This window comes from Methyloligella halotolerans (assembly GCF_001708935.1).
In the GTDB taxonomy this organism is placed as follows: Bacteria; Pseudomonadota; Alphaproteobacteria; order Rhizobiales; family Methyloligellaceae; genus Methyloligella; species Methyloligella halotolerans.
In genome coordinates this window covers 39,564-64,678 of record NZ_MASI01000006.1, presented here as the reverse complement: position 1 = coordinate 64,678, position 25,115 = coordinate 39,564, and the positions used below count along the sequence as shown (strand labels likewise).

Annotated in this window: 25 protein-coding genes and 2 pseudogenes; 15 read left to right on the top strand and 12 right to left on the bottom strand. The window is 61.3% G+C overall.

What is annotated here, in order from left to right; all coding sequences use genetic code 11:
• The first annotated feature begins 201 nt into the window (after window positions 1–201).
• Window positions 202–651, top strand: coding sequence for a GatB/YqeY domain-containing protein (locus tag A7A08_RS11360; RefSeq protein ID WP_069095602.1), 450 nt, complete (start codon window positions 202–204; stop codon window positions 649–651).
• A gap of 13 nt (window positions 652–664) precedes the next feature.
• On the top strand, window positions 665–1,234 hold the full coding sequence (locus A7A08_RS11355; RefSeq protein ID WP_069095601.1) for a hypothetical protein: 570 nt from the start codon (window positions 665–667) through the stop codon (window positions 1,232–1,234).
• Window positions 1,235–1,261: 27 nt separating this feature from the next.
• Here A7A08_RS11355 and A7A08_RS16345 read toward each other — a convergent pair whose 3' ends face one another.
• Window positions 1,262–1,495 (bottom strand): hypothetical protein, encoded by a 234-nt coding sequence (locus A7A08_RS16345; RefSeq protein ID WP_169822999.1) that lies wholly within the window; start codon window positions 1,493–1,495, stop codon window positions 1,262–1,264.
• A 244-nt stretch (window positions 1,496–1,739) separates the two neighbouring features.
• Here A7A08_RS16345 and A7A08_RS11345 point away from each other — a divergent pair, with 244 nt between their 5' ends.
• From A7A08_RS11345 to A7A08_RS16340, 5 genes and pseudogenes are all read left to right on the top strand, one after another.
• Window positions 1,740–2,231 (top strand): CHC2 zinc finger domain-containing protein, encoded by a 492-nt coding sequence (locus tag A7A08_RS11345; protein WP_069095599.1) that lies wholly within the window; start codon window positions 1,740–1,742, stop codon window positions 2,229–2,231.
• Complete coding sequence (locus A7A08_RS11340; protein ID WP_342586677.1) at window positions 2,126–3,688, top strand: DNA primase; 1,563 nt, start codon at window positions 2,126–2,128, stop codon at window positions 3,686–3,688. The genes A7A08_RS11345 and A7A08_RS11340 overlap by 106 nt, the downstream gene beginning before the upstream one ends.
• 555 nt (window positions 3,689–4,243) lie before the next feature.
• Window positions 4,244–6,268 (top strand): RNA polymerase sigma factor RpoD, encoded by a 2,025-nt coding sequence (gene rpoD / locus A7A08_RS11335; RefSeq protein WP_069095597.1) that lies wholly within the window; start codon window positions 4,244–4,246, stop codon window positions 6,266–6,268.
• Between the two features lie 170 nt (window positions 6,269–6,438).
• Window positions 6,439–7,259 (top strand): annotated as a pseudogene (locus tag A7A08_RS11330) (DUF817 domain-containing protein).
• A 142-nt stretch (window positions 7,260–7,401) separates the two neighbouring features.
• Window positions 7,402–7,695, top strand: coding sequence for a ribosomal maturation YjgA family protein (locus A7A08_RS16340; protein WP_069095596.1), 294 nt, complete (start codon window positions 7,402–7,404; stop codon window positions 7,693–7,695).
• 7 nt (window positions 7,696–7,702) lie between these two features.
• Here A7A08_RS16340 and A7A08_RS11320 read toward each other — a convergent pair whose 3' ends face one another.
• From A7A08_RS11320 to A7A08_RS11305, 4 genes are all read right to left on the bottom strand, one after another.
• Window positions 7,703–9,151 carry a UdgX family uracil-DNA binding protein gene (locus tag A7A08_RS11320; RefSeq protein WP_069095595.1) on the bottom strand — a complete coding sequence of 483 codons (1,449 nt, stop codon included), beginning with the start codon at window positions 9,149–9,151 and terminating at the stop codon, window positions 7,703–7,705.
• 33 nt (window positions 9,152–9,184) lie between these two features.
• On the bottom strand, window positions 9,185–10,432 hold the full coding sequence (locus tag A7A08_RS11315; RefSeq protein WP_069095594.1) for a putative DNA modification/repair radical SAM protein: 1,248 nt from the start codon (window positions 10,430–10,432) through the stop codon (window positions 9,185–9,187).
• A gap of 178 nt (window positions 10,433–10,610) precedes the next feature.
• On the bottom strand, window positions 10,611–12,725 hold the full coding sequence (locus tag A7A08_RS11310; RefSeq protein ID WP_069095593.1) for a DEAD/DEAH box helicase: 2,115 nt from the start codon (window positions 12,723–12,725) through the stop codon (window positions 10,611–10,613).
• On the bottom strand, window positions 12,722–13,558 hold the full coding sequence (locus A7A08_RS11305; RefSeq protein WP_083226699.1) for a HamA C-terminal domain-containing protein: 837 nt from the start codon (window positions 13,556–13,558) through the stop codon (window positions 12,722–12,724). Before A7A08_RS11305 ends, A7A08_RS11310 begins: the two co-directional genes overlap by 4 nt.
• 244 nt (window positions 13,559–13,802) lie before the next feature.
• On the opposite strand from A7A08_RS11305, the gene A7A08_RS11300 reads away from it, so the two are divergent.
• Together A7A08_RS11300 and A7A08_RS11295 are read left to right on the top strand one after the other, a co-directional pair.
• Window positions 13,803–14,072 carry a hypothetical protein gene (locus tag A7A08_RS11300; protein WP_069095591.1) on the top strand — a complete coding sequence of 90 codons (270 nt, stop codon included), beginning with the start codon at window positions 13,803–13,805 and terminating at the stop codon, window positions 14,070–14,072.
• A gap of 187 nt (window positions 14,073–14,259) precedes the next feature.
• A complete protein-coding gene (locus tag A7A08_RS11295; protein ID WP_069095590.1) occupies window positions 14,260–14,961 on the top strand; it encodes a zinc metallopeptidase in 702 nt (233 codons plus the stop codon).
• 244 nt (window positions 14,962–15,205) lie between these two features.
• Here A7A08_RS11295 and A7A08_RS11290 read toward each other — a convergent pair whose 3' ends face one another.
• Window positions 15,206–15,442, bottom strand: coding sequence for a DUF3072 domain-containing protein (locus A7A08_RS11290; protein ID WP_069095589.1), 237 nt, complete (start codon window positions 15,440–15,442; stop codon window positions 15,206–15,208).
• A gap of 84 nt (window positions 15,443–15,526) precedes the next feature.
• Complete coding sequence (locus A7A08_RS11285) at window positions 15,527–15,769, bottom strand: hypothetical protein (protein ID WP_141693968.1); 243 nt, start codon at window positions 15,767–15,769, stop codon at window positions 15,527–15,529.
• Window positions 15,770–15,943: 174 nt separating this feature from the next.
• On the opposite strand from A7A08_RS11285, the gene A7A08_RS11280 reads away from it, so the two are divergent.
• Both A7A08_RS11280 and A7A08_RS11275 read left to right on the top strand, forming a co-directional pair.
• Window positions 15,944–16,471, top strand: coding sequence for a hypothetical protein (locus A7A08_RS11280; protein ID WP_069095587.1), 528 nt, complete (start codon window positions 15,944–15,946; stop codon window positions 16,469–16,471).
• 438 nt (window positions 16,472–16,909) lie between these two features.
• Window positions 16,910–18,145 (top strand): pyridoxal-phosphate-dependent aminotransferase family protein, encoded by a 1,236-nt coding sequence (locus A7A08_RS11275; protein WP_069095586.1) that lies wholly within the window; start codon window positions 16,910–16,912, stop codon window positions 18,143–18,145.
• 139 nt (window positions 18,146–18,284) lie between these two features.
• On the opposite strand, the gene A7A08_RS11270 is transcribed toward A7A08_RS11275, so the two are convergent.
• The 3 genes from A7A08_RS11270 to A7A08_RS11260 form a co-directional block, all read right to left on the bottom strand.
• Complete coding sequence (locus A7A08_RS11270) at window positions 18,285–18,665, bottom strand: hypothetical protein (protein ID WP_141693967.1); 381 nt, start codon at window positions 18,663–18,665, stop codon at window positions 18,285–18,287.
• 98 nt (window positions 18,666–18,763) lie between these two features.
• Entirely contained in the window at window positions 18,764–19,099 is a 336-nt protein-coding gene (locus tag A7A08_RS11265; RefSeq protein ID WP_069095584.1) for a hypothetical protein, read from the bottom strand.
• A gap of 154 nt (window positions 19,100–19,253) precedes the next feature.
• A complete protein-coding gene (locus A7A08_RS11260) occupies window positions 19,254–20,093 on the bottom strand; it encodes a lytic murein transglycosylase (RefSeq protein ID WP_069095583.1) in 840 nt (279 codons plus the stop codon).
• Between the two features lie 209 nt (window positions 20,094–20,302).
• Here A7A08_RS11260 and A7A08_RS16020 point away from each other — a divergent pair, with 209 nt between their 5' ends.
• Window positions 20,303–21,871: an RNA-directed DNA polymerase gene (locus tag A7A08_RS16020; protein ID WP_141693966.1), complete on the top strand. Its 1,569-nt coding sequence runs from the start codon at window positions 20,303–20,305 to the stop codon at window positions 21,869–21,871.
• A gap of 487 nt (window positions 21,872–22,358) precedes the next feature.
• On the opposite strand, the gene A7A08_RS17170 is transcribed toward A7A08_RS16020, so the two are convergent.
• Both A7A08_RS17170 and A7A08_RS11250 read right to left on the bottom strand, forming a co-directional pair.
• On the bottom strand, window positions 22,359–22,493 hold the full coding sequence (locus A7A08_RS17170) for a hypothetical protein (protein WP_280948777.1): 135 nt from the start codon (window positions 22,491–22,493) through the stop codon (window positions 22,359–22,361).
• Between the two features lie 447 nt (window positions 22,494–22,940).
• Window positions 22,941–23,579, bottom strand: a complete 639-nt coding sequence (locus A7A08_RS11250) for a L,D-transpeptidase (protein WP_069095581.1) — start codon at window positions 23,577–23,579, stop codon at window positions 22,941–22,943.
• 278 nt (window positions 23,580–23,857) lie between these two features.
• On the opposite strand from A7A08_RS11250, the gene A7A08_RS11245 reads away from it, so the two are divergent.
• The 3 genes and pseudogenes from A7A08_RS11245 to panD all read left to right on the top strand — a co-directional run bounded on the left by A7A08_RS11245 (window position 23,858) and on the right by panD (window position 25,110).
• Complete coding sequence (locus A7A08_RS11245) at window positions 23,858–24,340, top strand: hypothetical protein (protein ID WP_069095580.1); 483 nt, start codon at window positions 23,858–23,860, stop codon at window positions 24,338–24,340.
• An 84-nt stretch (window positions 24,341–24,424) separates the two neighbouring features.
• Window positions 24,425–24,649 (top strand): excalibur calcium-binding domain-containing protein, encoded by a 225-nt coding sequence (locus tag A7A08_RS11240; protein ID WP_245290905.1) that lies wholly within the window; start codon window positions 24,425–24,427, stop codon window positions 24,647–24,649.
• Between the two features lie 117 nt (window positions 24,650–24,766).
• Window positions 24,767–25,110: pseudogene (panD, locus tag A7A08_RS17640) on the top strand (aspartate 1-decarboxylase).
• Window positions 25,111–25,115 lie beyond the last annotated feature (5 nt).

The following is a 25,115-nucleotide window of genomic DNA, read 5'->3' as shown; positions in this document are numbered from 1 at the left end:
TGCGGCGCTCCGGTGCAAGCCCCGAATCTCCTGCGGCGTAGACCCCGGCGGACCCAACAACATTGGCTAGGCGTCAGGCCAGCGCGCATGCACCAAAATAACGCAATGATTCCAGTAGGTTGAAGCGGCAAAAGAAGTTGCGCCAGATTCCCGCGTCAGATAGCCTCTGGCATATCTTTCCCCAAGCCCCTGGCCATACCGATGCGCGACGAGATCAATTTCGCCCTGAAAGACGCCCTCAAGGCGCAAGACAAGCGGCGCCTCTCGACGCTGAGAATGGTCTCTGCCGCCGTCAAGGATAGGGACATCGCCGCCCGCGGCGAAGGGAAGGAGCAGGCCACCGACGCCGAGATCCTCGCAACCCTGACGAAGATGGTGAAGCAGCGCGAGGAGTCGCGAAAGGTCTACGCCGACGCGGGCCGCGACGAACTTGCCGCCCAGGAAGCGGAGGAGGTCGAGATCATCTCCGAGTTTCTGCCCAAGCAGCTTTCCGATGCGGAGATGGAAAAGGCCGTCGACGAGGCCATCGCCGCCACAGGCGCGGGCTCCATCAAGGACATGGGCAAGGTGATGGGCGAGCTCAAAGGCAAATACGCCGGCCAGATGGATTTCGCTAAAGCCGGCGCTACGGTGAAGGCGAAGCTGGGCTAACCCGACGCAGACCGTGGTCGAGAACACCGACAACGAGACCTCGGACCGCAGCCGCCTTTGGCTGCTCGCGCTGCCGGTGATCTACACGCTGGCGGGACCGCTGGTTCTCAGCATCTTCGCCGCCGTGCTCTTCGTCCTGTATCAGATTTGGCTGGGAGCAACCTCGGCTCCCGCGCCCGAAATGGAGCCTGAGCTTGTGCTTCACGGGCTGCTGGTCGGCATGCCGGAAGTCTATTACCTGATGGAACCCTGGCTCTTCCCGGTCACCGGAACCGTCTTGGCGCTGGCGATCCTCGCCATGGGCCGGGCGTCGAAACCTCTAGCGCTATCGATAATTGCCATCGTTCCGTTGGCCGGGCTCTTCGGATTGCCGGCGCTGGGAGCCGGCGGAGACGAGCGTTCGTTGCTGGCACCCGCGGTGCTGGCTTTACTCGCGTTCTTGTCCATGACGGTTCTGTGGGAGCTTTGGCGGCGATGGCCGGCGACCACCCTCGTCGTCAGCGTCCTGGCAGCGGGGCTGGTCTTCACCAATCTATGGCTCTCGGGCCGGGCCGACGTCTGGCTGTTCATGATGACGACGTAGGGTCATTCCCTGCAGCGCGGAGACTCCTCAATGCCCGGTATGCAGCCGGTTCGCTGAATAGACCCCGATCAAAACCAGGATGACGCCCAACCCGACCGCGAGCGGGTCGTGGGGCCAGCGGGCGATGATGAGGATCCCGATCAGCACGGGCAGGAGCGCGAATGCGAAGTCCGCAGCGGAGAGGGCGCGGGGCGCCTTCCAAAGAAGATATCCGATCAGGGCGATCGCAAGGGCGGTGATGACGATGGCGGCTATAAGCATGGCGAATGACAATTCGAAGCGCGGTGCGCGCGCCGTTGAAATCGTGCGACGGGATTTATGATAGCGGGCACAAAAAATCCCGTTCATTTTTTGGTAATCCGCAGATGTTTGGCGGCGTAATTCCCAACCCCCGCCACACATTCATGCTCTGTTCTGCCGGTGAATATCGGTGAGAAGACGCGCTAACCCATAGGTTTCCGCGCTTCTAGCCTGTTAGCTGGCGAAAAGAGGCCGAATCAGGAACATGCGTTTTACCGATTCTTTTCTGGACGAGATCCGCGCCCGGCTGCCTGTTTCGCAGGTGGTGGGACGGCGCGTGAACTTGAAAAGACGCGGCCGCGAATTTGTCGGCCTCAGCCCGTTTAACAAGGAGAAGACGCCCTCTTTCACGGTGAACGACCAGAAGGGGTTCTATCACTGCTTCTCGTCCGGCAATCACGGCGACATCTTCCGATTCGTCATGGAGACCGAGGGGCTGAGCTTCCCGGAAGCGGTCGAGCGCCTGGCTGGCGAGGCGGGCGTCGCCATGCCGAAGCCGGACCCCCAATACGAGAAGGCGGAGAAGGAGCGGCTGTCCCTCATCGATGCCATGGAGGCGGCGGCAAGCCTGTTCGAGAAGCAGTTCGTTCAATCCGACGGCCGACATGCTCGGAACTACGCCAAGGGTCGCGGTCTCTCGGACCGGACGATCCAGGACTATCGTATCGGCTATGCCCCGCCTCCCGCGACTTCCTGAAGAACGCGCTCATCGGCAAGGGCTTCACCGAGGCCCAGCTTTTGGAAGCCGGGCTTCTCATCAAACCCGAAGACGGCCGGGCCTCCTACGATCGCTTCCGCAACCGGCTGATGATCCCCATCCCCGATTCCCGCGGCCGGGTCATCGCCTTCGGCGCCCGTACCTTGGAGGAGGGTGGCCAGCCGAAATATCTGAATTCCCCGGAGACGAAGCTCTTCGACAAGGGCTCGAGCGTCTTCAATTTCGCCCGCGCCCGAGGGCCGGCCCACGACAAGCGCGAGATCATCGTCGTTGAGGGCTATATGGATGCCATCGCCCTCGACCAGGCGGGCTTCCCGAACGTCGTCGCGACTCTCGGCACCGCCTTCACCGAGCGCCAGATGCAGCTCCTGTGGCAACTCGCGCCGGAGCCTGTGATCTGCTTCGACGGCGACCAGGCGGGCGAGGGCGCTGCCGCCCGGGCCATCGACCGCATGCTGCCGGCCCTGAAGGAAGGGCACTCCTTCCGGTTCGCCTTCCTTCCCGAGGGCAACGATCCCGACGATCTGGTGAAGGCGGAAGGGCCTGAAGCCTTCGCGTCGTGCCTTGCCGACGCCAAGCCACTGATCGAGATCGTCTGGCACCGTGAGATCTCCGCCCAGCCTCTCGACACGCCGGAACGCAAGGCAGCCCTGGAAGCGCGGTTGGAGCGCCTTTTGGAGAGCATCGGTAATGGCCGGGTTCGCGAGCATTATCGCCGAGAGATCAAGGGGCGTCTGGCCCAGCTTTGGGCCGTGCAGCGCCCACAGAATCCACGCTTCGACGATCGCGCGGCGCCGCGGGGCAGAGCGCCGGCCCGCACCGGCTTCGGCCGCGCCCCCCGGGCGCTGCCCGACCAGGTGCGCCGAATCCGCGACCTGCCGACCTCACCACGCGGCTTTGCCATCACCATCATCTTATCCCTGCTCAACCATCCCTGGCTGCTGGAGCGGTTCGGGGAGGAGATCGCGGCGCTCGAGCTTCGGGCGGCGCCCTTCGCTGCCCTTCTGGACGAGCTGGCTGAGATCATCCTGACGGAGCCCGAGGTGACGCCGGACGGGCTGGCCGATGCCTTGCGGGACAGCCGCCATGCCAAGCTCTTCGACCGCATCGCAAAGGAGAGCGCCTTCAGCCGCATCAGCTTCTTGCAGCCCGGCACCCCGGATGAGGAGGTCGAAGAGCAGTTCCGCGATCTTCTGTTTCGCTGGCGAGCGCTGCCGACCCTCAAGCGGGAGCTGCTCGAGATTGCGCCGTATCTCTCCGAAGCCAGCGACGCGGAGTTCGAGCAGTTCGTCATGCTTCAGGAACAGGTGGCCAACGATGGCGTCGCCGAAGCTCACGAGGATGCCGGCGACCGGGAGGCGAAGGAGCGCCTCGCCGAGACGATCGCCAGGGTGCGCAGGGAGCGCATTGGTCTCAATCGCGGTCGAAGGACGTGAACACCGGCTCCGAGCCCGCCTCCGGCGATCTCCGGCGGCGGCAGCGACGTGGCAAGAAAGCCGGGTTAAGCCGATGAAATCCTTTGGGGCGAGACGAACCGGCGAGGGGGATCGGCAACAGGTTGCGACTTTCGCGTTTGCGGCCTTGACTCTGCCCCTTTCCCTCGCCAATTGCATAGCTGAGAATCGCCAGGGAAACCGATTGGGGTAGAAATTGGCGAGGTGATCCCTGGCCTCGAGCTGCTCGACGCGGCTCATCGCGACTGAGTTTTGCATCCCGTTACGGCGTTTTCGAAGCTGAGCTCCCGCCTCGGGCGGCGAGGCGGAATCACTGGGGGATCGCCGTTGCGAACGCCGGTTAACCGCAGGACCGGGCCGGTTTCGGAAAAAAAGCCCCTGGCCGCTCGCCATGCTTAATTGCCGGTTAACGCGAAGCGGTTAGGCGAGGCATCTTGCCGGTGGAAAAAGCCGGTTGGGTCCGATGAGCGATAGCACGCTCAGGACCGCGACAGACACAACCGGGCACGCGCGCACCCGGCGCTTTGGAGTTATTGAATGGCAACCAAGACAGCTGAAGCCCAGACCCAGGACCAAACCGCAGGGGAAGGGCAGGACGGTCCCGTCCTCGATATGTCCGATGCCGCGGTCAAGAAGCTGATCAAGACCGCCAAGCAACGCGGTTTCGTGACTTATGACGAACTGAACGAGGTTCTCCCCTCGGAGGAGGTCTCGTCCGAGCAGATCGAGGATACCATGTCGATGCTGTCCGACATGGGGATCAACGTGATCGATTCCGACGAGGCCGAGGAGCAGGAGGCCGAAGGCGAAGGCGGCGGCGCCGTTGCCAAGGTCCAGGCCGTCACCAAATCCGAGCGCACCACCGAGCCGGCAGACCGCACCGACGACCCTGTGCGTATGTATCTGCGCGAGATGGGCTCCGTGGAGCTGCTCTCTCGCGAGGGCGAGATCGCCATCGCCAAGCGCATCGAGGCCGGCCGCGAAGCGATGATCGCCGGTCTTTGCGAAAGCCCGCTCACCTTCCAGGCCATCATCATCTGGCGCGACGAGCTGAACGAGGGAAAGATTCTGCTCCGCGACATCATTGATCTTGAGGCCACCTATGCCGGCCCCGATGCCAAGCCGACCCCGGCGGGCGAGGGAGAAGGCGAGGAAGGCGAGTCTGAAGAGACCGAGGCCAAGAAATCCGGCGAAGCGTCTGGCGAGCGCTCCGACGATGACGAGAGCGAGGAGTCCGACTCCGATTCGGAGAGCGATTCCGACGATTACGACGACGAGGACGACATGGAGAACAACATGTCCCTCGCCGCCATGGAAGCCGAGTTGAAACCCAAGGTGGTCGAGACCTTCGATACCGTCGCCACCAACTACAAGAAGCTTCGCAAGCTTCAGGACCAGCTCGTCGAGAAGGCGATGAAGAACGAGCAGCTCTCCTCGTCCCAGGAGAAGCGCTACAAGTCTCTGAAGGACGAGATCGTCACCGAGATCAAGTCGCTTTCGCTCAACGCCAACCGCATCGAGAGCCTCGTCGAGACCCTCTACGAGATCAACAAGAAGCTCATGGGATATGAAGGCCGCTTGCTGCGCCTTGCCGAGAGCTATCGCGTCGACCGCGGCGACTTCCTCGAGGAGTATCGCGGAAACGAGTTGGACCCCAACTGGCTCCGACGGGTGGGCCGCCTGAAGAAGCGCGGCTGGACCGATTTCGTGCGCGACGAGAAGGGGCTCATCAAGGATATCCGTACCGAGATCCAGAATCTCGCCGCGGAGACAGGGCTTCAGATCGGCGAGTTCCGCCGCATCGTCTCCATCGTGCAGAAGGGCGAGCGCGAGGCGCGCATCGCCAAGAAGGAGATGGTCGAGGCGAACCTGCGCCTGGTGATCTCCATCGCCAAGAAATACACCAACCGCGGTCTGCAATTCCTTGATTTGATTCAGGAAGGCAATATCGGCCTGATGAAGGCGGTCGATAAGTTCGAATACCGCCGCGGCTACAAGTTCTCCACCTACGCCACCTGGTGGATTCGTCAGGCCATAACCCGCTCCATCGCCGACCAGGCTCGTACCATCCGCATTCCGGTGCATATGATCGAGACGATCAACAAGATCGTCCGCACCTCGCGCCAGATGCTGCACGAGATCGGCCGCGAGCCGACCCCGGAGGAGCTGGCCGAGAAGCTCGCCATGCCCCTGGAGAAGGTGCGCAAGGTGCTCAAGATCGCCAAGGAGCCGATCTCCCTGGAGACGCCCATCGGCGACGAGGAAGACAGCTATCTCGGCGATTTCATCGAGGACAAGAACGCGGTGCTGCCCATCGACGCCGCCATTCAGTCCAACCTGCGCGAGACCACGACCCGCGTGCTGGCATCGCTGACGCCGCGCGAGGAGCGCGTGCTCCGCATGCGCTTCGGCATCGGCATGAACACCGACCACACCCTGGAAGAGGTCGGCCAGCAGTTCTCGGTCACGCGCGAGCGTATCCGCCAGATCGAGGCCAAAGCGCTCCGCAAGCTGAAGCACCCGAGCCGCTCGCGGAAGCTGCGCTCCTTCCTGGATAACTAGGCGGGGCTGCGAGTCGGGGTAATGAAACAATCGCCGGGTTCGTCCCGGCGATTTTTTTATGGGGGGTGGCGTTGAGCGACAGACGCGAGAAGCTGGTCGCAAAGAGCGGTGCCACTCAATGGCCGGTTCTCCGGCGGTTCATCGTTGCCGAACGGCGCTTCGGAAACCGGATGGCGAAGCGGCGGAGCACCGCCGTGCTCTATGAGTTTCTACGGTTTGGTATGAAGCAGGCCTGGGCCTGCCTGTTCGGCGGAATCATGGTGTTCCTGATCGTCGCCACCTTCCTCTATTACCCGCGCGCGCCGCGCTCCACCGCTACGACTTTCTTTTCCTGGCGGCCTTGTCGGTCCAGGTCCTGCTGCTGATCTTTCGCCTCGAGACCCTCGAAGAGGCGAAGGTGATCTTCTCCTATCACGTGGTCGGAACCGTGATGGAGATCTTCAAAACCTCGGTTGGGTCGTGGGTCTATCCCGAAGCCGCCATCTTCGCCATCGCCGGTGTGCCGCTCTTCTCAGGTTTCATGTATTCCTGCATTGGCAGCTATCTCTGTCGTGCCTGGTCGCTGTTTCATTTCGAGTTCGCTGCTCATCCGGCCATGATCTGGATGGCGGTTCTGAGCGTGGCGATCTACGTCAATTTCTTCACGCACCATTACATCTACGACTTTCGATGGGTGCTGTTCGCCGCCGCAATCATGCTGCTGCTTCGCACGCGGATCTATTTCACCAATTGGCGTGTGCCCCGTTACATGCCGCTTTTGCTTGGTGTGCTGTTGGTCACGCTGTTCATCTGGATTGCGGAAAACATCGGGACCTACACCAAAACGTGGCTCTATCCGGGTCAGCGTGAGGGGTGGGAATTGGTCAGCATGGGTAAGTTCGGCTCGTGGTTTCTACTGCTGATCATCAGCTACACGCTGGTTGCGTTGATCAAGAAGCCGGCGGAACCAAAACTCGCAGATGAGGGCGTCGCCCTCGCGCAAATTCGATGAACGCGCCGAGGACACGACGCTTGCGCGTGATCTATGTGGTCGCGTTTCTTTGCACCATAGCGGCGGGGTTGCTATGGCGCCGGCCAGAGCTGGGATTTCCGCCGCTCGCTGCGAAGTATGGCGGCTCCATGTTGTGGGGTGCATGGTATTCTTTGCTTTGGCGGCGCTATTGCCTTCTGTAAGGCTCGTGGTCGTGTCGGTTCTAGCGGCAATCGGTGCTGCTGGCGTCGAGTTCAGTCAGGCCGTCCACATCGAATGGTTCGACGAAATTCGCAGCCACGCACTGGGGCAGCTTGTGTTCGGCAGCACATTCACCTGGTGGGATATCGTGGCGTACTGGGCCGGCATCGCGTTGGCCCTCGCGGGAGCGGCCTCCGTCCACCGATTACGTCCGAACCTTGCAGGTACTGACGAGCCTCCCGGCACTTTCAGGTGAGCTTTTGTCAGGCCGCCACCTCTACCGGGCCTGAGAGCACTCGCGCGGCGATCGCGAGATCGGCGACAAAGCGCCCGTATTCGCGAGCCCTCTCCTCGGGTGGCAGACGAAGCAGATAGGACGGGTGTACAGTCAGCAGTACGCGACCCTGCGCGCTCTCGAAAATCTGCCCCCGCTCTTTCATGACCGAGACCTGGCGGCCGAACAGGGAGAGCCCGGCGGTGGCGCCGAGCGCCACGATCAGCTGCGGGCGCACCTCCGCGATCTCCGCATCGAGCCACCACCGGCACGCCGAAACCTCTCCCGCGTTGGGCTTCTTATGGATGCGTCGCTTGCCCCGCGGCTCGTATTTGAAATGCTTCACCGCATTGGTGACGTAGGCCTCACTGCGCGCGATGCCGGCATCCTTCAGCGCCTGATCCAGCAACTGGCCGGCCGGGCCGACGAAGGGCCTGCCGGCCAGGTCTTCCTGATCGCCCGGCTGCTCGCCAACCAGCATGAGCGCCGCATCCTTCGGTCCTTCACCGAACACTGCCTGGGTGGCGCCCGCGTGAAGGGGACAGCGTGTGCATGCGCCCGCCGACTGCTTGATCGCCTCGAGCGAGGCGAGGGGCGCCTGGGTCTCCTCGGCGAACGCCCGCCGCTCGGCGATGCGCTCAGCAAAACGCGGTGCGGGCGACGGCGCGCTGTCGAGCATGGTCCGCTCGCGCGAACCTGCCTCCCGGATCATCTTCTGGATCTGCGCCGCCTCGGGCAGGTTGCGCCAGTAATGCTTCGGCATTTCCGCCGTCATGGCATCGATGCGCAGACGCGCCGGGTTGAAGGTCGTCCGGTAGTAAGTCTGCCAGAGTTCGCCGCTCGCCCCATTTGCGCGGGTCGGCTCGGAGGGGGCGGAAACCGCCGCCCCGAAGCTCAACGTCTCCCGATCCCAATTCACAGTGCCGACGGGCGTCTCGATCCGCCAGCGCAGGCCCGCGAACCGGTCCCGGAAGAACGGCGCCGACCGGCGCAATGTGAAATGCTTCGGCTCGAAGAAGGCGAGATGAAGCGTCCCCATATTGTCCTGCACCTCCGAAAAACGGACGAAGGCATGGGTCTTGTGGATGTCCCGGCGGACCGCCTTGGCGTAGCCCTGTAGCCGCGCGACGCAGGGGTCGCTGGCACGCGCTAGCAACCCCGCCTCCCCATGCTTGAGCCGCCACAGCATCTGATAGAGAAGATCGTAGCGTTCGGCGGCCCGGTGAAGGATCGCCAGCTCCATCAGCTCCACGAAGCCCGGCGGCACCGTGAGCGGCGCGGCCTTAGCGTCGGGCAGAGGGCCGAGCAGGCTCGCCTCCCCATTGGCGCTGAAGCTCACCTTTTCGGGTGCGAGATTGAGAGACAGCGCGCGCCGGGCAGCGTCGCGGAACGGCGCATCGTCGGCGGAGAGATCGGCAGGCAGACTTACGAGATACATGACGGATCGTCCTTCAGGCTTAACAAAGCGAGATCACAAAAGCGGAAGCTGAACGGGTTGCGGCGCGAGACGGTCGCGCAGGAAGGCGTGGTCGAGAGACGCGCCGGGATGCCAGTCGAGCGCCGTGAGGAACGGCCGCGCGCGCTTGATCGAGGCTGTCAGCCGCGCCACGTCGTCGAGGCGCAGGCGGCCGGACCGCCGCGAGGCGACGATCCGCTGGACCGCCTTGGTGCCGAGCCCCGGCACACGCAGCAGCTCTTCCTTGCTGGCGCGGTTTAAATCGACCGGGAACCGGTCCCGGTTCTGCAGGGCCCAGGCGAGCTTGGGGTCGATGGCGAGATCGAGCATGCCGTCCGGCATGGACCCGCGGAGCTCGTCCACCCCGAAACCGTAGAAGCGGAGCAGCCAGTCGGACTGATAGAGCCGATGCTCGCGCAGCAGCGGCACGGGCCGGGAGGGCAGGGCCGCCGCGGCATGTCCCGTGGGGCTGAAGGCCGAGTAATACACCCGCTTGAGCCGGTAGGACGCGTAGAGGGAGGAGCTGGCAGTCAGGATGTCGGCGTCGGACGTGTTGTCCGCGCCCACGATCATCTGGGTGCTCTGGCCCGCCGGCGCGAAACGCGGCGGCTTCGCCCGTCCGCGGCCGCGCGCGTAGGCGACGCGATCGTCCTTGGCCTCGTCGATCCGCATCCGCGTCGACGCCATCCCGACCCGGATCTCGCAGGCAGACTTCTCCGGCGCCAGCCGCGTCAGGGACGGCTCAGTCGGCAGCTCCACATTCATGGAAAGCCGGTCCGCGTATCGCCCGGCTTGCGCGATCAGCGCCTCGTCCGCGCCGGGGATCGTCTTCAGATGGATATAGCCGCGGAAGCCGTGCGCGTCGCGTAGAGTGCGCGCCACCCGGGTCAGATCCTCCATGGTCTCATCAGCCGAGCGCGCGATGCCGGAGGAGAGGAACAGCCCCTCGATGCAGTTCTGCCGGTAGAGGTCGAGGGTGAGGCCCACCACCTCGTCGACGGTGAAGCGCGCCCGCGCCACGTCCGAAGAGCGGCGGCTGACGCAATAGGAGCAATCGTAGATGCAGAAATTCGTGAGCAGGATCTTCAGGAGCGAAACGCAGCGCCCGTCCGGCGTATAGGCGTGGCAGATCCCGGCGCCGGTGACCGAGCCGATCCCGCCGCCCCGCGCATTCCGCTTCGCGCCACCGGACGAGGCGCACGACGCATCATACTTCGCCGCATCGGCGAGGATCTCGAGCTTCTGAAGGACCGAAAGCGCCATCCAGACAGCATATGTTCATGATTTGTTCTTGTCAAGAGATGCTCTGCGAATTCGTTCTATGGGTGCCAGCGGTTTGAAGGATTTCCTTAAGTTAATGCAGTGGCCGATCCTTAGACGCTTCATTGACTAAAAACCACACTTGGACGGGTAAGTTGCCGACATTCGATAGCTTGCAAGATTAGTGATCCAATTGCGCATTCGGTTCAATTTCTTGAAGGGATGCAATGATCTCAGCCTCTACTGAGGACATTGCGGGAGCCTCGCGAGTTAGGCGTAAACTGGTGAAGACTTCTAAGGCTTCGTCTGGACTTTCGTGCGGCAGGAAATCTGCGTAGCGTTTGATTAAGGGCACTGGAACTCCAAATTCATCGAGCGTCCGCAAGCTCCCGGGCAAAAACCAATTTTGAAGTGACTGGGCAAAATAGGTGTAGTCGGCCCGATCAGCGGCAATTGTGTCGACGATCTCTTGAAGGCAACGTAAAACTTCGGGAAACGTGTACTCAGCGCCGCGCAGAAAATTGAAACACTGATCAATCGATGCCTGCGCGCTCAGACCCTCACCCTTCACCAGCCTATTGAAGAAAGCCCTCAATGTAACGGACGATCTCAATACGGTTGCAAAATATGCGGCCTGCCTTGCAGAGCGGATTCCGTGTTTTTCAAACTTGAGTTCCGCCCATGCCAAGTCGAAGGCGGCTTCAATCTCTTCGAAGTAGCCATAACCGCTCCACAAAAACGTATCTCGACCTCCCGCTATCGCCATTTCAACCTGGTCTCTGACGATATTCAGGCCGTCGATGCCAAACCTCGACCACCGCTCCAAAAGTTGTGCAGGGAGCACACTTGATGCCAGCACGTTCTCGCGCCGGCGGCGCGCATTCGTACCCAGAGAATCAGCGGGGACATGAACCACTAGTTCGTCGCTGGCGTGTTCAAATCCATCGAACAGAGGAATTTCGACCGTGAATTCACCGTCTTCTGGAGGAACGTGAAATAGAAATATCCGACCAATAAAATGCTGAAACATGCGGCCTGCTCGTCCCTTAATATTATCAAAGGTAAAGCGGTCCAGCTTTGACGTGCTAATGTGTTTATCGTATATACACACATTCTTTGCTACAGTATTAACGCCCTCTATTAGAGTAGAAGTGCAGATTAAATACGGTAGACGGCCATTGTTAAATAGATGTATCAGAAATTGTCCGACAGAACGTGGTACACGGCCATGGTGTATCCCAAGGCCGAATTGCACAGAACGAGCTAAGACCCACTCGGGATGGAACTCGTCCCCTAACCAGGAGCCAAATTCGAGCAGTCGTTCATCCGCGAGGTCCGGAAGCCTGTCCATTAATTCAAATGCTAGGCGTGCCGCTGCTGAGGGAGACCGGACATAAATTAGCGTCGGCTCTCCGTTAGCTTCACGAAGGACCTCCGCTAGAAGATCGGGATCAGGCCCTTGATCGCTGTAGTCAATAATATCAGCAGCGACGGGGGAAAAAGACGTTTTGTAGAAGCGCATATCCTTTGGGAAATGCTCATTTTGAGAAACGCCATCAATAGATGGTCCTAGCAAATACGTCTGCTCGGCAGTTCTCGCAAAACGAGCCATCACAGAATTTAACGAGATTGCTCTGTCGTCACCCCGTTGGAGATCTAGTTTGTAGAACTCATCGATAACGAAAAGATCGACGCGCTGGGAAATGTCGCGGGACGAAATCCTCTCTTGCGTACCGACGAAAATATTTCTGTTGTGACCTGCCTCTTGGTAGTCTTGGGTAATGACATTGTATTCTGGGAATTGTCGTCTGAGGCGTTTTCGATATTCATCTAGAAGCGCCAGTGTAGGTACAACAATGACCACGTTGTCGGGTCGCTTTGACAGTATGAGCGCATCGACCAATAGACTTTTTCCAAAGCTCGTCGGGGCCGAAAGAATGACTGAGCGCCCTTCAAATAGTAGGGCAAAGACCTTCATTTGTTCGAGATGGAGAATTACGCTAGGCATGCTCGGTAGACGCATCGCTTCGCAGACAAGACGGTTAGTCCACCGCTCGTCGTCTGAAACGTATGGGTAAAGGCCGGCCTGCCGAGCGATTTCGTTTATCATCTCACCTGTCCCGGGTAGTCGTTTCTCGAAGCGCTCTTTGAACGCTACAAGCCGGACGATCAGGTCTAGAGAGTCAGTCAATGACACTTTGGGGTCGTGCCATGCACTGGCGACCTGCCCACAAAGCGAGAACAAGTCTGGGCCGGTCTCTTGCGAGATTGCAGTTCTGAGTTCCTCGACGTTCATGTTAGCGCGGCCAGACGGGATTCAATCTCAGATGTAAGGCCTTCCTTGTTATTCAAGGGCATGTAAATTGAGACGATCTCAAGATCTTTTCCGTATGATTCGGATAGTCGTGTCTGCATCTTGAGAAGACACGTCTTTGTTTGGTCTTCATAACTTGCGGGAAGTGCACCGATCTCACCGTCATTCTCGCAGTCGGCCGCGACGAAAACGGGCACCACAAGTCGATCAACTATCTCATCAAGAGACACGTTGTTGTCGAATAGCCAAGATAGTTTTTCGTGTAGCGGATCAGATGTCGGGATCTTGGGGCCGATGAGGCTCTTGGTTTCGCTTAGGAACCCTGCATCCAGATGCTCTGAGAGGGTTTCAATAGCTTTCGAAACAGCACCAGAAAAACTCTTGTGTATCTTCGCCTCTCCCAGCCACAACTCAATTTTGTCGGACGCCTCGTCGTACCTCACGTGGACAATATCGAAGCCCGTGACCTGATCGTTCGTGCGCATTTTGTAGAACAAGCGAGCAACGAACTGTCGGGTGCCGAATTCCTGCACACACACAATGTGTACGAGCAACTCACCTAGTTCTCCACGCTCGCTTGCTGTCTCTGGCTTGAAGAATCGCTGGGCTGCCATCTCGAGCGTTCGAAAGGGTTTCAAAGGATCGATGGCGGCCTTTTCTTCAGGTGTGAGCACGTAGTCTGGCAGCCAATCCAGCAAGTGCTTAGCAAGCCGCGATTTGCGCCATTTACCGCCTTCATATCCCGCGCAGCACGCAATGCCAGAGGGCGAAGCCTCACGATTATCAACCAAAACGTTTATAACCGGAGGAGGCATGCGGGCGCTCTAGGCATCTTCAACTTTGGGTTGGCTTTTTTTAGCTCGAAATTGCGAAAAGAGGCAAATTCAACCTATTGATTGTGTGGCAGTTTCATTTTTCGTCGAAAGCTCTCGCTTCAAGTTATGACGGGCGCTCCATGTATTGAAGATCCGCCGTTCTGGCTGTTCTCCCCACCGGAACCATCGCCCCCCGTCAGGACTTCGCATCCTACCGAGATGTCATCCTGAGGAGGAGACGACGATGAGACTTTCGATCCTTGCTGCCCTGCTGCTCGCGTTTGGCACGCTGGTGGCGCTGCCGACTCATTCCGAGGCGGGGCTTTTCGAGCGTTTCGGCAAGAGAACGGCGCAGACGGCCGAAGGCGTAGGCCGCGGAACGGCTCGGGCCGGGCGCGGCGTGGCGCGGGGCGCTGAAACCGCTGGCCGCGGTGTCGGCCGTGGCGCGGCGAGAGCCGGCCGGGGCGTCGGCCATGGCTTCATGTGCGCGGTGACGTTCGGCCGCCGCTGCTGATCCCAAGAAGGGGTGCCCGGCTTGGTCCGGGCATCCTTCGCTCGTGCCGTCGCGTTATGATCCGCCGGCCGGCATCTGCCATCCGTGTGCCGCGCAACCCTCCGGAAACCCCTTCGCCCCTCCGGCGTTTCCTCAAACACAAGTGGCCGGGGCTGGCCACTGACCGCATATCAATGGGGGGCGTCCCATGTTCGAAGATCCGTTGTTCTGGCTGTTTGTCGGGCCGGGGCTTTTGCTCGGGCTCTATGCCCAGGCCCGCATCAAGAGCAACGTCGCGAAGTATTCCCAAGTCCCAACGCCCTCGGGCATCACGGGGGCGGAGGTCGCCCGGCGCCTGCTCGATGCGAAGGGGCTCCAGGACATCCGAATCGAGCCCGTCGAGGGCGAGTTGTCGGACCATTACGATCCCCGCAACAAGGTGCTGCGCCTGAGCCAGAAGGTCTTCTACACGCCGTCGATCGCCGCCGCTGGCATCGCCGCCCATGAGGCGGGCCACGCGGTGCAGGACGCGAAGGACTATTTCCCCATGGAGGCGCGCACCTTCGTCGTGCCCCTGGTGCAGCTTGCCTCCAAGATCGCGCCGTGGCTGTTCGTCGCCGGGCTCGTGCTGGGCATGAACTGGCTCACCTGGACGGGCGTCATCCTGTTCGGCTCGTCCTTCCTCTTCGCGCTGATCACGCTCCCCGTGGAGTTCAACGCCAGCGCCCGGGCCAAGGAGCTGCTGGCACGCCAGGGTATTCTCGGTCCGGACGGGATCGAGCAGGTCGACCAGGTGCTGGACGCCGCCGCCTGGACTTATGTGTCCGCGGCCGTCTCCGCCGTGGGCGTCTGGCTGTTCTATATCTTCATGCTTTTCTCGCGGGGCGGGGGCGCGTCTGCCAGGCGGTGAGGGGGATTGGCGGGCCCTCACCGATTGTCATCGCCCGGCAGCCGGGTCCGGCGAAGCCGACCCGAACATGAATTTGCCCGGGCGATCCAGTAACCCCTGTCTCGGCTTCTCTCGACGATCGGTGGCTACGAGATCCCGGCTTTCGCCGGGATGACGGCCGAGTTTGACGCGAAGAGTGGAGGCACACGCCTCGCACACTCTTAAGCAGGCTTCAGACCTATAAACAGGCTTCAGACCTACCCCGTCATGCCATCTTCTCGCGCAGCCGGTCGATCTGTGAGGTCGCGTACGCTTCGCTCATATCCTCGCGATAGGCCTCCGGCTCGCCGGCCTCTTCGGCAAGCGCCTTGAGATAGCTCGCCTGCGGGGCGGTCATGGGGTGGTTGCCCTTGCCCCAGTTTTGCGTGTCGTGATCCGCGTTGTTCGGGTTCTCACGGTGCAGCTTGGGATTCAGCTCGGTCAGCTTTTCGTCGCCGGCCATGGGTTCCTCCGATTGTCTTGCATGGATTGTCTTGCATGTGGCTTGTGGAGGTCGAACGGGGAGGGCGCAGGCAGAGTTCCCGCTTCACTCCCGCTCATCCTTCCGCGCCAGCCGGTGCTTTCGCGCCGCCCAGCTGCGGAACCCGCCGATCGCCGCGCCGGCCCCGGCGAAGCCCAGCCCCCAGTCGATCTGCGCCGTCTCCGCCGCCCAGCCCGGCGGCGGGTAGGGCCAGGTCCAGACCAGGAACACGAACACCATGAAGCCGACGATGGCGCCCTCGGCCGCGTCGATGCCGATCTCGTAGGCCGCGCCCAAAAACTTGAGCATGGCGGGAAACGGATGCTTACTCATTGATAAGACTGATGTTAAAAAGGCGCATCATTTGCCGCCAAATCAACAAGTTGGCTATGCATAATAGGCTAAATTCGTATCAGGCGTACGGCCCGGGACGAGCGCGGCCGGTCCTATAGTTAGAACATGCGTTGTAGGGAGGATATTCCAATGCGTACGACAATTCTCGCGACCCTGATGGTCGCCGCTTTCGCCATTCCGGCGCACGCACAACAGGTGAAGCCGGTCCAGGGCACCGTGCAGGGCGCCACCACGACCGGCACCGGCGTTGCCAAGGGTGCCGGCCAGGCCGGCGCTGGCGCCGCCAGCGGCGCGATGGAAACCGGCAAGGGCGTCGCCAAGGGCGCCGGCGATGTCGGCCGCGGCGTGGTCGGCGGTGCCGGTGAAGTCGGCGGCGGCGTTTCCCGTGGCGTCGGCCAGGTCGGCGCAGGCCTCAAGAGCGGTCCCGTAGGGACGGCCACGGGCGTGGTCAAAGGCACCGGCGAAGTCGGCATGGGCGTCGTCAAGGGCGGTGCGCAGGTCGGCAAGGGTGTCGCCAGCGGCGCCGTGAACACCGGCAAGGGCGTCGCCAAGGGCGCCGGCGAAGTCGGCAAGGGCGTCGCCAACGGCGCCGGCACGGTGGTCAAGGGCACCGCCAAAGGCGTGGGCTGCGTGGTCACTCTCGGCAACAAGTGCTGAGCCAGCCGTCGCGGACGCCGTCATCCTGAAGGGCTCACCGCGTGGCTCGAGGCAGACATGGTTCGCCATGCATCTCGACATAGCGCGCTGAGCCTCGTAGGAGGACGCTGTTGAATGATGCCCGGGCGCGCTGACGTCCGGGCATTCGCTTTTCCTGAAGGGGGCGCGGGACAACCGCATTTCCGGCGAAAACGATCCCGCCTCTTGCCCGGAACGCCCCTTCCAGCTACACGATTACCCGAATTCTTTCGACCACCCTGAGGGCCGGAGGAGGCGTCGCACGTCTCCGAGGGAGGGCGGCATTACCTATCCGGCCCGAAATGCGATCCTGGCAAGGACCGGCACCCGGTCCAGCCGGATCGAACGACGTATCCAAAACGCTCCGCTCGCGGAGCGGCCTAACGAATCCACGACGCTATCTGAAGTTGAGGTGTTCCGATGACGAATATTTATCCCCCGCTTGAAATTCCAGAAACGCTCGCCGCAGGGCCTGGCCCGGGCAACACCGACCCCCGCGTGCTTGAGCGCTTCGCCAAGACCGGCGTTGCCGACCACATGCAGGCGGACGTGCTGCGCGGCATGAAGGAAGCCAAGTTCATGCTGCGTGACCTGTGGGGCACCAAGAATGTCTACACCTACGGCGTCGCCGGCACCGGCTGGACCGGGCTGGACTGCATGCAGAGCCTCATCCTGCCGGGTGACAAGGTCGTCTGCTTCGTCAACGGCACGTTCTCCAGCATCGACGACCTGACCATCCGCATGAAGGCGTCTTCCCTGGAAGACCTGGCGAAGGATTCCCTGAACCCGAAGCCCGCCAACGTCATCACCGTCACCGTGCCCCACGGCGAATCCGTCTCCGGCGAGATCGTCGAGAAGGCGCTGGCCGAGCACAAGCCCATGTGGGCGTTCATGGCGCACTGGGAGACCGGTTCGGGCCGCATCAACGACATCCAGGGCTTCTCCGATGCCTGCGAGAAGCATGACGTGATGGGGCTGGTCGATGCCGTGTCGTCCCTCGGTGTCGCCGACTTCTCGATCGACGATTATCCGGGCGTCGCCGCTTGGGCATCCTGTCCCCAGAAGGGCGTGCTGTCCCTGCCGCTGACCTATGCGCCGGTCTCCTTCACCGACAAGGCCATCGACGTCGTCAAGAAGCGCGGCTGCTACACCTTCGTGAACCACCCGATCCTCGATGCGCGCCATTGGGGCATCATTGACGGCAAGGATGTCGAGAACCCGGTCTATCACCAGACCCATTCCTGCTACGCCGTCGCCGCGTTCCACGAGGCGCTGCGCATCATCCTGGCTTACGGCAAGGCCGCCAAGGCGGAAGCCTACGCCTATCACGAGAAGGCGCTCCGCGAGGCCGTCGAGGCCATGGGCTGCAAGGTCACGTCCAACATGACCAGCCTGGTCGTCTGCAATCTGCCCGACAGCATGCAGGGCAAGGAGAAGGAGCTGGTGCAGGGCGCCCGCGCCGACGGCTTCGGCATCTGGCCGACCCTGTCGGAGCCGGTTCAGATCCGCATCGGCATCCTGAACCAGCTGTCGGAAGAGCAGATCACCGAGATCGTCAGCCGCTTTGCCGACCGGATGCTCGCCATGGGCGCCGATTTCGACAAGGCCAAGGTGATGGCCGGCCTGCAGTCCTACTACGCCAAGAAGGCCGCGTAGCTTCAGGCGATACGATTTGCATCGCGCCGCTGCCGACGCGGCGGCGCGATCGCCAGACAATGAAAAGCCCCCTTGCCGGATCTCGGTGAGGGGGCTTTTTCGTATGCGATCCGGTCCGGGCCGGCCGGGGCAGGGTGTCCTAGCGCGGATTGAACCCGGTGCAGAACCAGCTGTTGAAAACGCCGAGGCAGTTCTTCTCCTCTTCGCGGGTCAGCACACGCACATAGCGGGCGACGATGAGATCCTTCTCGTCGATCTCCATCTGAGACCGCAGCATCCGCACGCAGGCATCCACATCCACCGTGCAGCCCACCCGCATGACGGCGCCCATGATGCCGTCCTTCTGCTTCGACTGCAGCGCCTGGGCGACCTCCGACCGCAGCTCCGTGTTGAGATTCTGGTTGAAGCTCTCCAGGCTCGGCTTGGTCATCACGGCGGCCACGGCCGCGATGGCGAGCAGGATGATCCCGCCCATGCTGTAAAGCGTCGTGCCCCCGTTCGCGGTGCGGCTGGTCTGCATGGATGTTCCCTCAAGACATTCGAAAGCGGCGCGCATCATAGCGGCGCGATCTGTCGGAGCAATGGCGGCTTTTTGCGGCGATGATCGGGCGATTGCCCTCACGCCCCTCCGTCCGGGGCGCCGGCGAAGATGCCGATCGTGACAGCCGCCAGCATCCCTCCGACGAGCAGGGCGACGCCCAGCTTCAAGAGGCGGAAGGCGAGAACGCGCTTCGGCTCCTCGCTTGGGCCGAGGGAGCCGGGCTTCGACGCGATGGCGAACATGCGGAACCCGGTCAGCGGAGCCTTCGCGCCAGGCTCCGTGAGCTCAGGATTGTGCTCGCGGATATACGGAATGTTGCGCACCACCACGAGCACCGCGAGGACCATCCCCGCGAAGGCGCAGATCCAGCCTCCGAAGATCGCGATGAATATCAGCCCCATCAAAACGCTCATCGGCGCCCCCTTCCGATCGAGAGGGGATGAGACTAGCGGAAGGTTGCAGGATCGCGAAGCGCCATCATGCGCTGTGCGCCCCGCAGCCTGCTCCCTCTCCCCCAGGGGGAGAGGGGTGGGGAGAGGGTTGGGGCGAGGGGGGGAATTCGTGCGCCTAACCGCCGTCGATCTGCCGGCCGACGATGGCGATGGTCTGCTGATAGACGGAGGCCGCGTTCCAGCCCTGGATCGCCGCATAGTTCGGCTGCCCCGGCTGATAGCCCGCGCCCGGCCGCCAGCCGTGTCCGCGCAGGAAGTTCGCCGTCGAGGCGAGCGCATCGGCCCGGTCGTTCAAATCCACGCGACCGTCGCCGTTGCCGTCCACCCCGTAGCGGATGATGTTGGCCGGCAGGAACTGGGTATGCCCGACCTCGCCATGCATGGCGCCGCGCTGGGAGGCGGTGAGCGAACCCCGGTCCACCAGCTGCAAAGCCGCCATCAGATGGGGCTGGAAGAACTCCGGTCGCCGGCAGTCATAGGCGAGCGTCGCCACCGCCGAGAGCGTGTTCTGGTTGCCCATGTAATTGCCGAACGCCGTCTCCATGCCCCAGATCGCGATCAGCGGCCCGGCCGGCACGCCGTAGCGCTGTTCGATGGCCGCGAAAAGCTGGGCGTTCTGGGCCTTCTTGGAGCGCCCCTGGGCGGCGATGGTCGCGGCCCCGCGCTTGGCCATGAACTGGTCGAGAGACAGCTTGAAGGAGTGCTGGCCCCGATCCGCCTTGATCGTCCCATAGGCGTATTGGGTGCCCATCAGGGCCTGGATGCCCCGCGAGCCGATGCCGCGCTGCTGCGCCTCGGCCGCAAACTGCCGCTTCCAGGTGTCGAACCCGGCCGCAGAGGTGCCGCACTGGGCGGCCTCAGCCACGCTGCCGAAACCCGCCAGGCCGAGGGCGAGCGCCCCCACGGCAAGCCCACATTTGGCGAGCGCGCCCGCCGAACCAATCCATCCACGCATTTCGCTAGATCCCTCAGATCACACACGCATATCGGGCGGGACCCTAGCACCGAAAGATTGAGGGAATGTGGCTTTCGAAATCGGTTCCGCGATACAGTTGTGGGGAAATCGAGCGCTACACGCTTAGGGCGTAATCAAAACGATGTTCTGAAGCACCCGGAGGAAATATGTCGAGACCGTCGGTTTCAAGTTTTTTGGAGCGAGGGCTTTTGCCTGAGAATATGCCGCCGATCTTTCAGTCAAAAGATATCGCGCAATCCTATAGTGAGGCAGGTAGATACCTCGTGACAAGTAAGTGTGTCGGACACCATGCTCCTTACGATGCAAGTAAGAGAGGTGGAACAAGAAGATTATTTGGAATACCGCATCCTATATTTATTCATGACCAAGCTTTTTTCATCGAAAAGCATTGGGAAAGTATAAATAACATTCTTAGAGAATCAACGGGATCGCATTCAAAGCCGGAGTTCAGTTCATCAGGATCTAGATCGATACATATTACTCCACACTCTGAACTTCCAAAGATACGATTGTCAGCTTTTTCAAGGTTTAGATACTGTGTAGTTACGGATGTATCTAGATTCTACCCGTCAGTTTATACCCACAGCATACCGTGGGCGATAAATGGTTACGAAGCGTCAAAAGCGGATAGAGGGGCGAATTCTTCTGATGTATATGGGAATCGTCTTGATTATATACTGCGTCAATCACAGGGGCAGCAGACATTAGGAATGGCTGTCGGACCTGACACATCTCGGGTAATCGGAGAGATAATTCTATCTGCGGTAGATAAGTTATTTCTCTCCTTATCGCCCGGATCGAAATACGTTCGACACGTAGATGATTACTGGATTGGAGGAAGAAGTTTCGAAGAGTGCGAGGATAAACTAGCAAAACTTCGCACTGCTCTTCGGTATTATAATGTTGATATAAATGAATCAAAGACTAGAATTATAGAATTTAATAGGATACTGGCCGATCCTGGGATGCTGGACGTTGAGAGGGCGATGAAGAAGGCACTCGTTGGGAATTCGTCGTCTTCAGATTTAGTTGCTACATTCGGGCAAATAATCGAGATCTCTCTCAACAATAACGACGACGGGATAATAAAGCACGCTATTAGGCTAATTGATCGTCTGAAAAGCTGGACTGAGAATTGGGACGTTCTAGAGCATTTCTTGGCGCATTGCGCTATCCAGTTTCCACACTCGTTCGACTACGTTGCCCGTGTGATCGCGTGGAGGTTTCGGAGAGGCGACAACTTGGACCGCAGACTTTGGCGGGACGTAATCCGTTCTGTTTCGTATCAGTCAGCCTCTTTAAGTCGCGATTCGGAAGTTGCATGGTCTCTATGGCTCGCGAAAGAGTTGGAAGTTAAAATTACTAAGAAGATTAGTGATCTGATAGTAAAGAATAATAGCCCTGTGATTCTTGGTTTACTGTTGCACATGAGTCGTCATGATTTGGTTTCCGACAAGGAGATTTCCGACAAGCTTCTGGGGCGCCTGGAAGGCAGCCACAGCCGAAACGAGTTTTGGCCGCTTGCGCTTGAACTTCGGCATCTCGACCTCATGGACGCATGGGAAATTAATGAAGTTGGGAGCGCGCAGTCGAAGATATTTGAAGAACAGAGAAGTTTGCTGCGTTGGGATGCGAGGCCAAGTGTTTTCGATATGAATGAAGATGATGAGCCCGCCTACGCTATTGAAGATTTTGCGTTTGATTATGAAGCAGATGATATTGGGTTTTGGGAGGATGAAGACGATGAAGACTTCTAAACCTTGTTTCCGACAATCCGCCCCTAAACGCGCCTCACCTTTCCTCATGAGGGATGCGTGACCTAGGACCTCACCTGTTCGCGGGAGGGGAGTGGCGGCGCCTGAGGTGAGACGCGCGCGAAAGCGGCGAGAGCCGAACGTGAGCGGGTGTAACGAACCCGCCTCAGGGGTCCGATACGTCACCACCAGGGCAACGCATCTAAGCTGCGCGACGCGCGGGCGCTTCCGCTTTGGGGCATCGTTCGCCGATAGCCGGACGAGGGTCGGCGCGTGGGTGTTCCACACTCCCTCGCCATCACCGGGCCTGATCCGGTGATCCGGGGCCGCTTGTTCGGAGCTCGCCGTCCCTGGATGCCCGGATCAAGTCCGGGCATGACGGCGGAGGTTGGGACGGGCGCCGGGCCGTGCCGCAAACCGCAGCCTGCTCCCTCTCCCCTCGGGGGAGAGGGTCGGGGTGAGGGGAAGAACAGGAGAAAGGCGAGCCCGCCTACTTCTTCTTCGTGCCGGTCACCACCTTGCCGCGGGTTTCGATGGTGGAGGGGATGGGGGCCTGGCTCGTCTTGGCCTTCTCCTGCTTCGGCTTCTTCTTCTCGCGATTGCTTCTCTGCTGGCCTTTGGCCATGGCGGTCATCCTGTCAAATTCGGCCGGACGAAGCCGGCACGGGTGGGGGGCGTGGTCTCACGTCAGAGCGGGGCGGTGTCGTCGCGCCTCTTCGGGGCAAGCGCCCAGCCGGGGCGGGCGGATCCTCCGCCGTGCACCGCCGGATTTTCCATGCGCTCATTGTCAGGGAAAAGCGAGGGAATTTGCGTGGGCGCGGGTGCTCCACATTCTGAGTCATCCCCGGCCAACCGGGCTCCGCCTTGCGGAGCCGGCCACACACTTGTGCCGGGGATCCATAACCCCTGTGGTTGTTCTTTCAACGGGCGTGGGCATGACGGCAGAGAAGGGCGCCGGCCGTGCGGCAGGCCGCGGCGTCCTCGACCCTTCCCCCGCGGGGAGAGGTGAAACACAAAAAAAACGGGCCTCCGAAGAGGCCCGTTTTCGTCTCGGAACTGAGTGCGGGAGAAACTACCGGCGGAACAGACCGCGGCGCTCCCGGCGGTTGTTGAACAACCCGCGGGATTCGTATTCCTGATAGTAGCCGGGGCCGGCATAGCGGCGGTCGTTGGCGTTGTCGTAGAACCGCCGGCGGTCCTGGCTGTTATCGGTCAGGGCCGGACGGCCTGCGCCCACCTGGCCGACGACGCTGACATGGGTGTTCTGCATGCCCTCTGCCTTCACCAGGTCGTAGAGCACCGCGGCGTGCTTCGGCAGCAGACGCACGCAGCCATGGCTGGCGGCCTGGCCCATATAGCGGGCATCCATCGTGCCGTGGATCGCGTGGCCGCGCTGGGTGAAGAAGATGGAGTAGGGCATGGGCGCATCGTCCCATTCCTTGGAATAGTGCTCCGCCTCCATGCGGAAGGGCGTGTAGCTGCCCGAGGGCGTGTCGTGGCCGGGGATGCCGGTGGACACGTCCCAGCGGTAGAGCGGCTGCCCGTCCTTGTAGACGTCCATTTTCTGGGTCGTCTTGTCGATCGTGATGTTGACGCTCGCGTTCGCCTGTCCGGAGATCGCCAGCGTCAGCGCGAGCGCCACGCCCAGCACGAGCAGCGAAACGGGATTGAAGATCTTGTTCAGCGCGAGCCGAAAATTCGAATAAACCATGTGAAGCCAACCACTTGATACGCGGGGAGAAGATCGTAACGACCATATAGGCAATTCGTTTCGGTTTGCTTGCCTGGCCTGTCGATTTGTCTCGATCCCCGTTGCATTTCGGCACCATCTGCCGACAGCGTTAATGGTCTCTCGTGAACCATGAACCTGCGCTGAACGGCTTCGCCGCCGGCGCGTTACCCTCCCCAGACGGCAATTTCAAAGCCGAAATGTGACGCGCATCTTCGCGCGGCGCTCAGAAGACCGATGCGAGACTGGAGGAACCGGCGATGAAGACCAAGGTTGGCGACTGGCTGAAGGGCAAGGAGATCTCCTACGGCACGCCTGAGGAGTTCAAGATCCGCAAAGAGGGCGGCGAGCCGCCGAACGTGCCCGATAGCGGCGCCGCGCCCCGTGGCGCCAGCCAGGACATCCCCGGCGGCACCGGCCGGCCGGTGGGCGATCGGGAAGCGAAGGAGATCCTTGCCAACCGCACCCAAGGCACGGCCGAGGCCGGCACCGGCGACATGCCCGATGCGACCGAGACGCCGCCCTTGCGCCCCTCGACCGATCAGCCGTCCACGGAGGCGGCGATCAAGACCCTGGTGCAGGACTGGGACGACCAGAACAACCGCGACGATCAGAGCTACCGCAAGACCGAGAAGCGCGAGCTCCCCGACAAGGATAGCCCGCCCAAGCTGCACGGCGAGCGCATGCCGAAGAATTCCGAAGGCGTCGTGCCGAGCGACCGGGGCAAGGACGACGATCACTAGAGCGCCGCACGCCGCGCGTATCCCGGGATTGAAAACAGCCTGAGGTTGTGGTCGCTGTCTCTCCATTTTCGAGGGACAGCCGATTTGCGTATCTGCGTTTTGCTTTGCCTGCTGGCGATGCTCGGGGCCACGAGCGCCGAGGCGGTGACGTGCAAAGAGTTCTCCAGCTGCGAGCAGGCGGTCCGCGCCTGGTGCGCCGGCGTCCATCCCAGGGCCGACGGCGACAATGACGGCATCCCTTGCGAGAATGTCTGCCCGACCCGCGCCAAGGTTGAGGCCATCGAGGAAAGCATCGGCTGCTCCCGCTAGGGGCGCGGATCGATCCCGCCGCATTGCATGGGGCCAGCTTCTGCCTTACATCCCAGGCCGGAGGCGCAAGCCTTATGATGCGGATCTGGCGTTGAGGACTCTCGCGTGTTTCTGACGATGTTGAAGGCCAAGCTCCACCGGGCGAGCGTGACGGAGTCCGATCTCAATTACGAAGGCTCCATCGGCATTGACCGGGATTACCTGGATGCCGCCGGGATCCTACCCCACGAGCAGGTGGACGTGCTCAACATCAACAACGGCGCGCGCTTCACCACCTATGCCATCGAGGCGCCGCGCGGCTCGGGCGCTTCTGCGTGAACGGCGCCGGCGCGCGTCTGGTGCAGAAGGACGACAAGATCATCGTCGTCGCCTATTGCCAGATCCCGGCCGAAGAGGCCCGCAACTACAAGCCCACCGTGGTGCTGTTCGACGACGCCAACAAGATCGCCGGCGTCAGCTAGGCGCT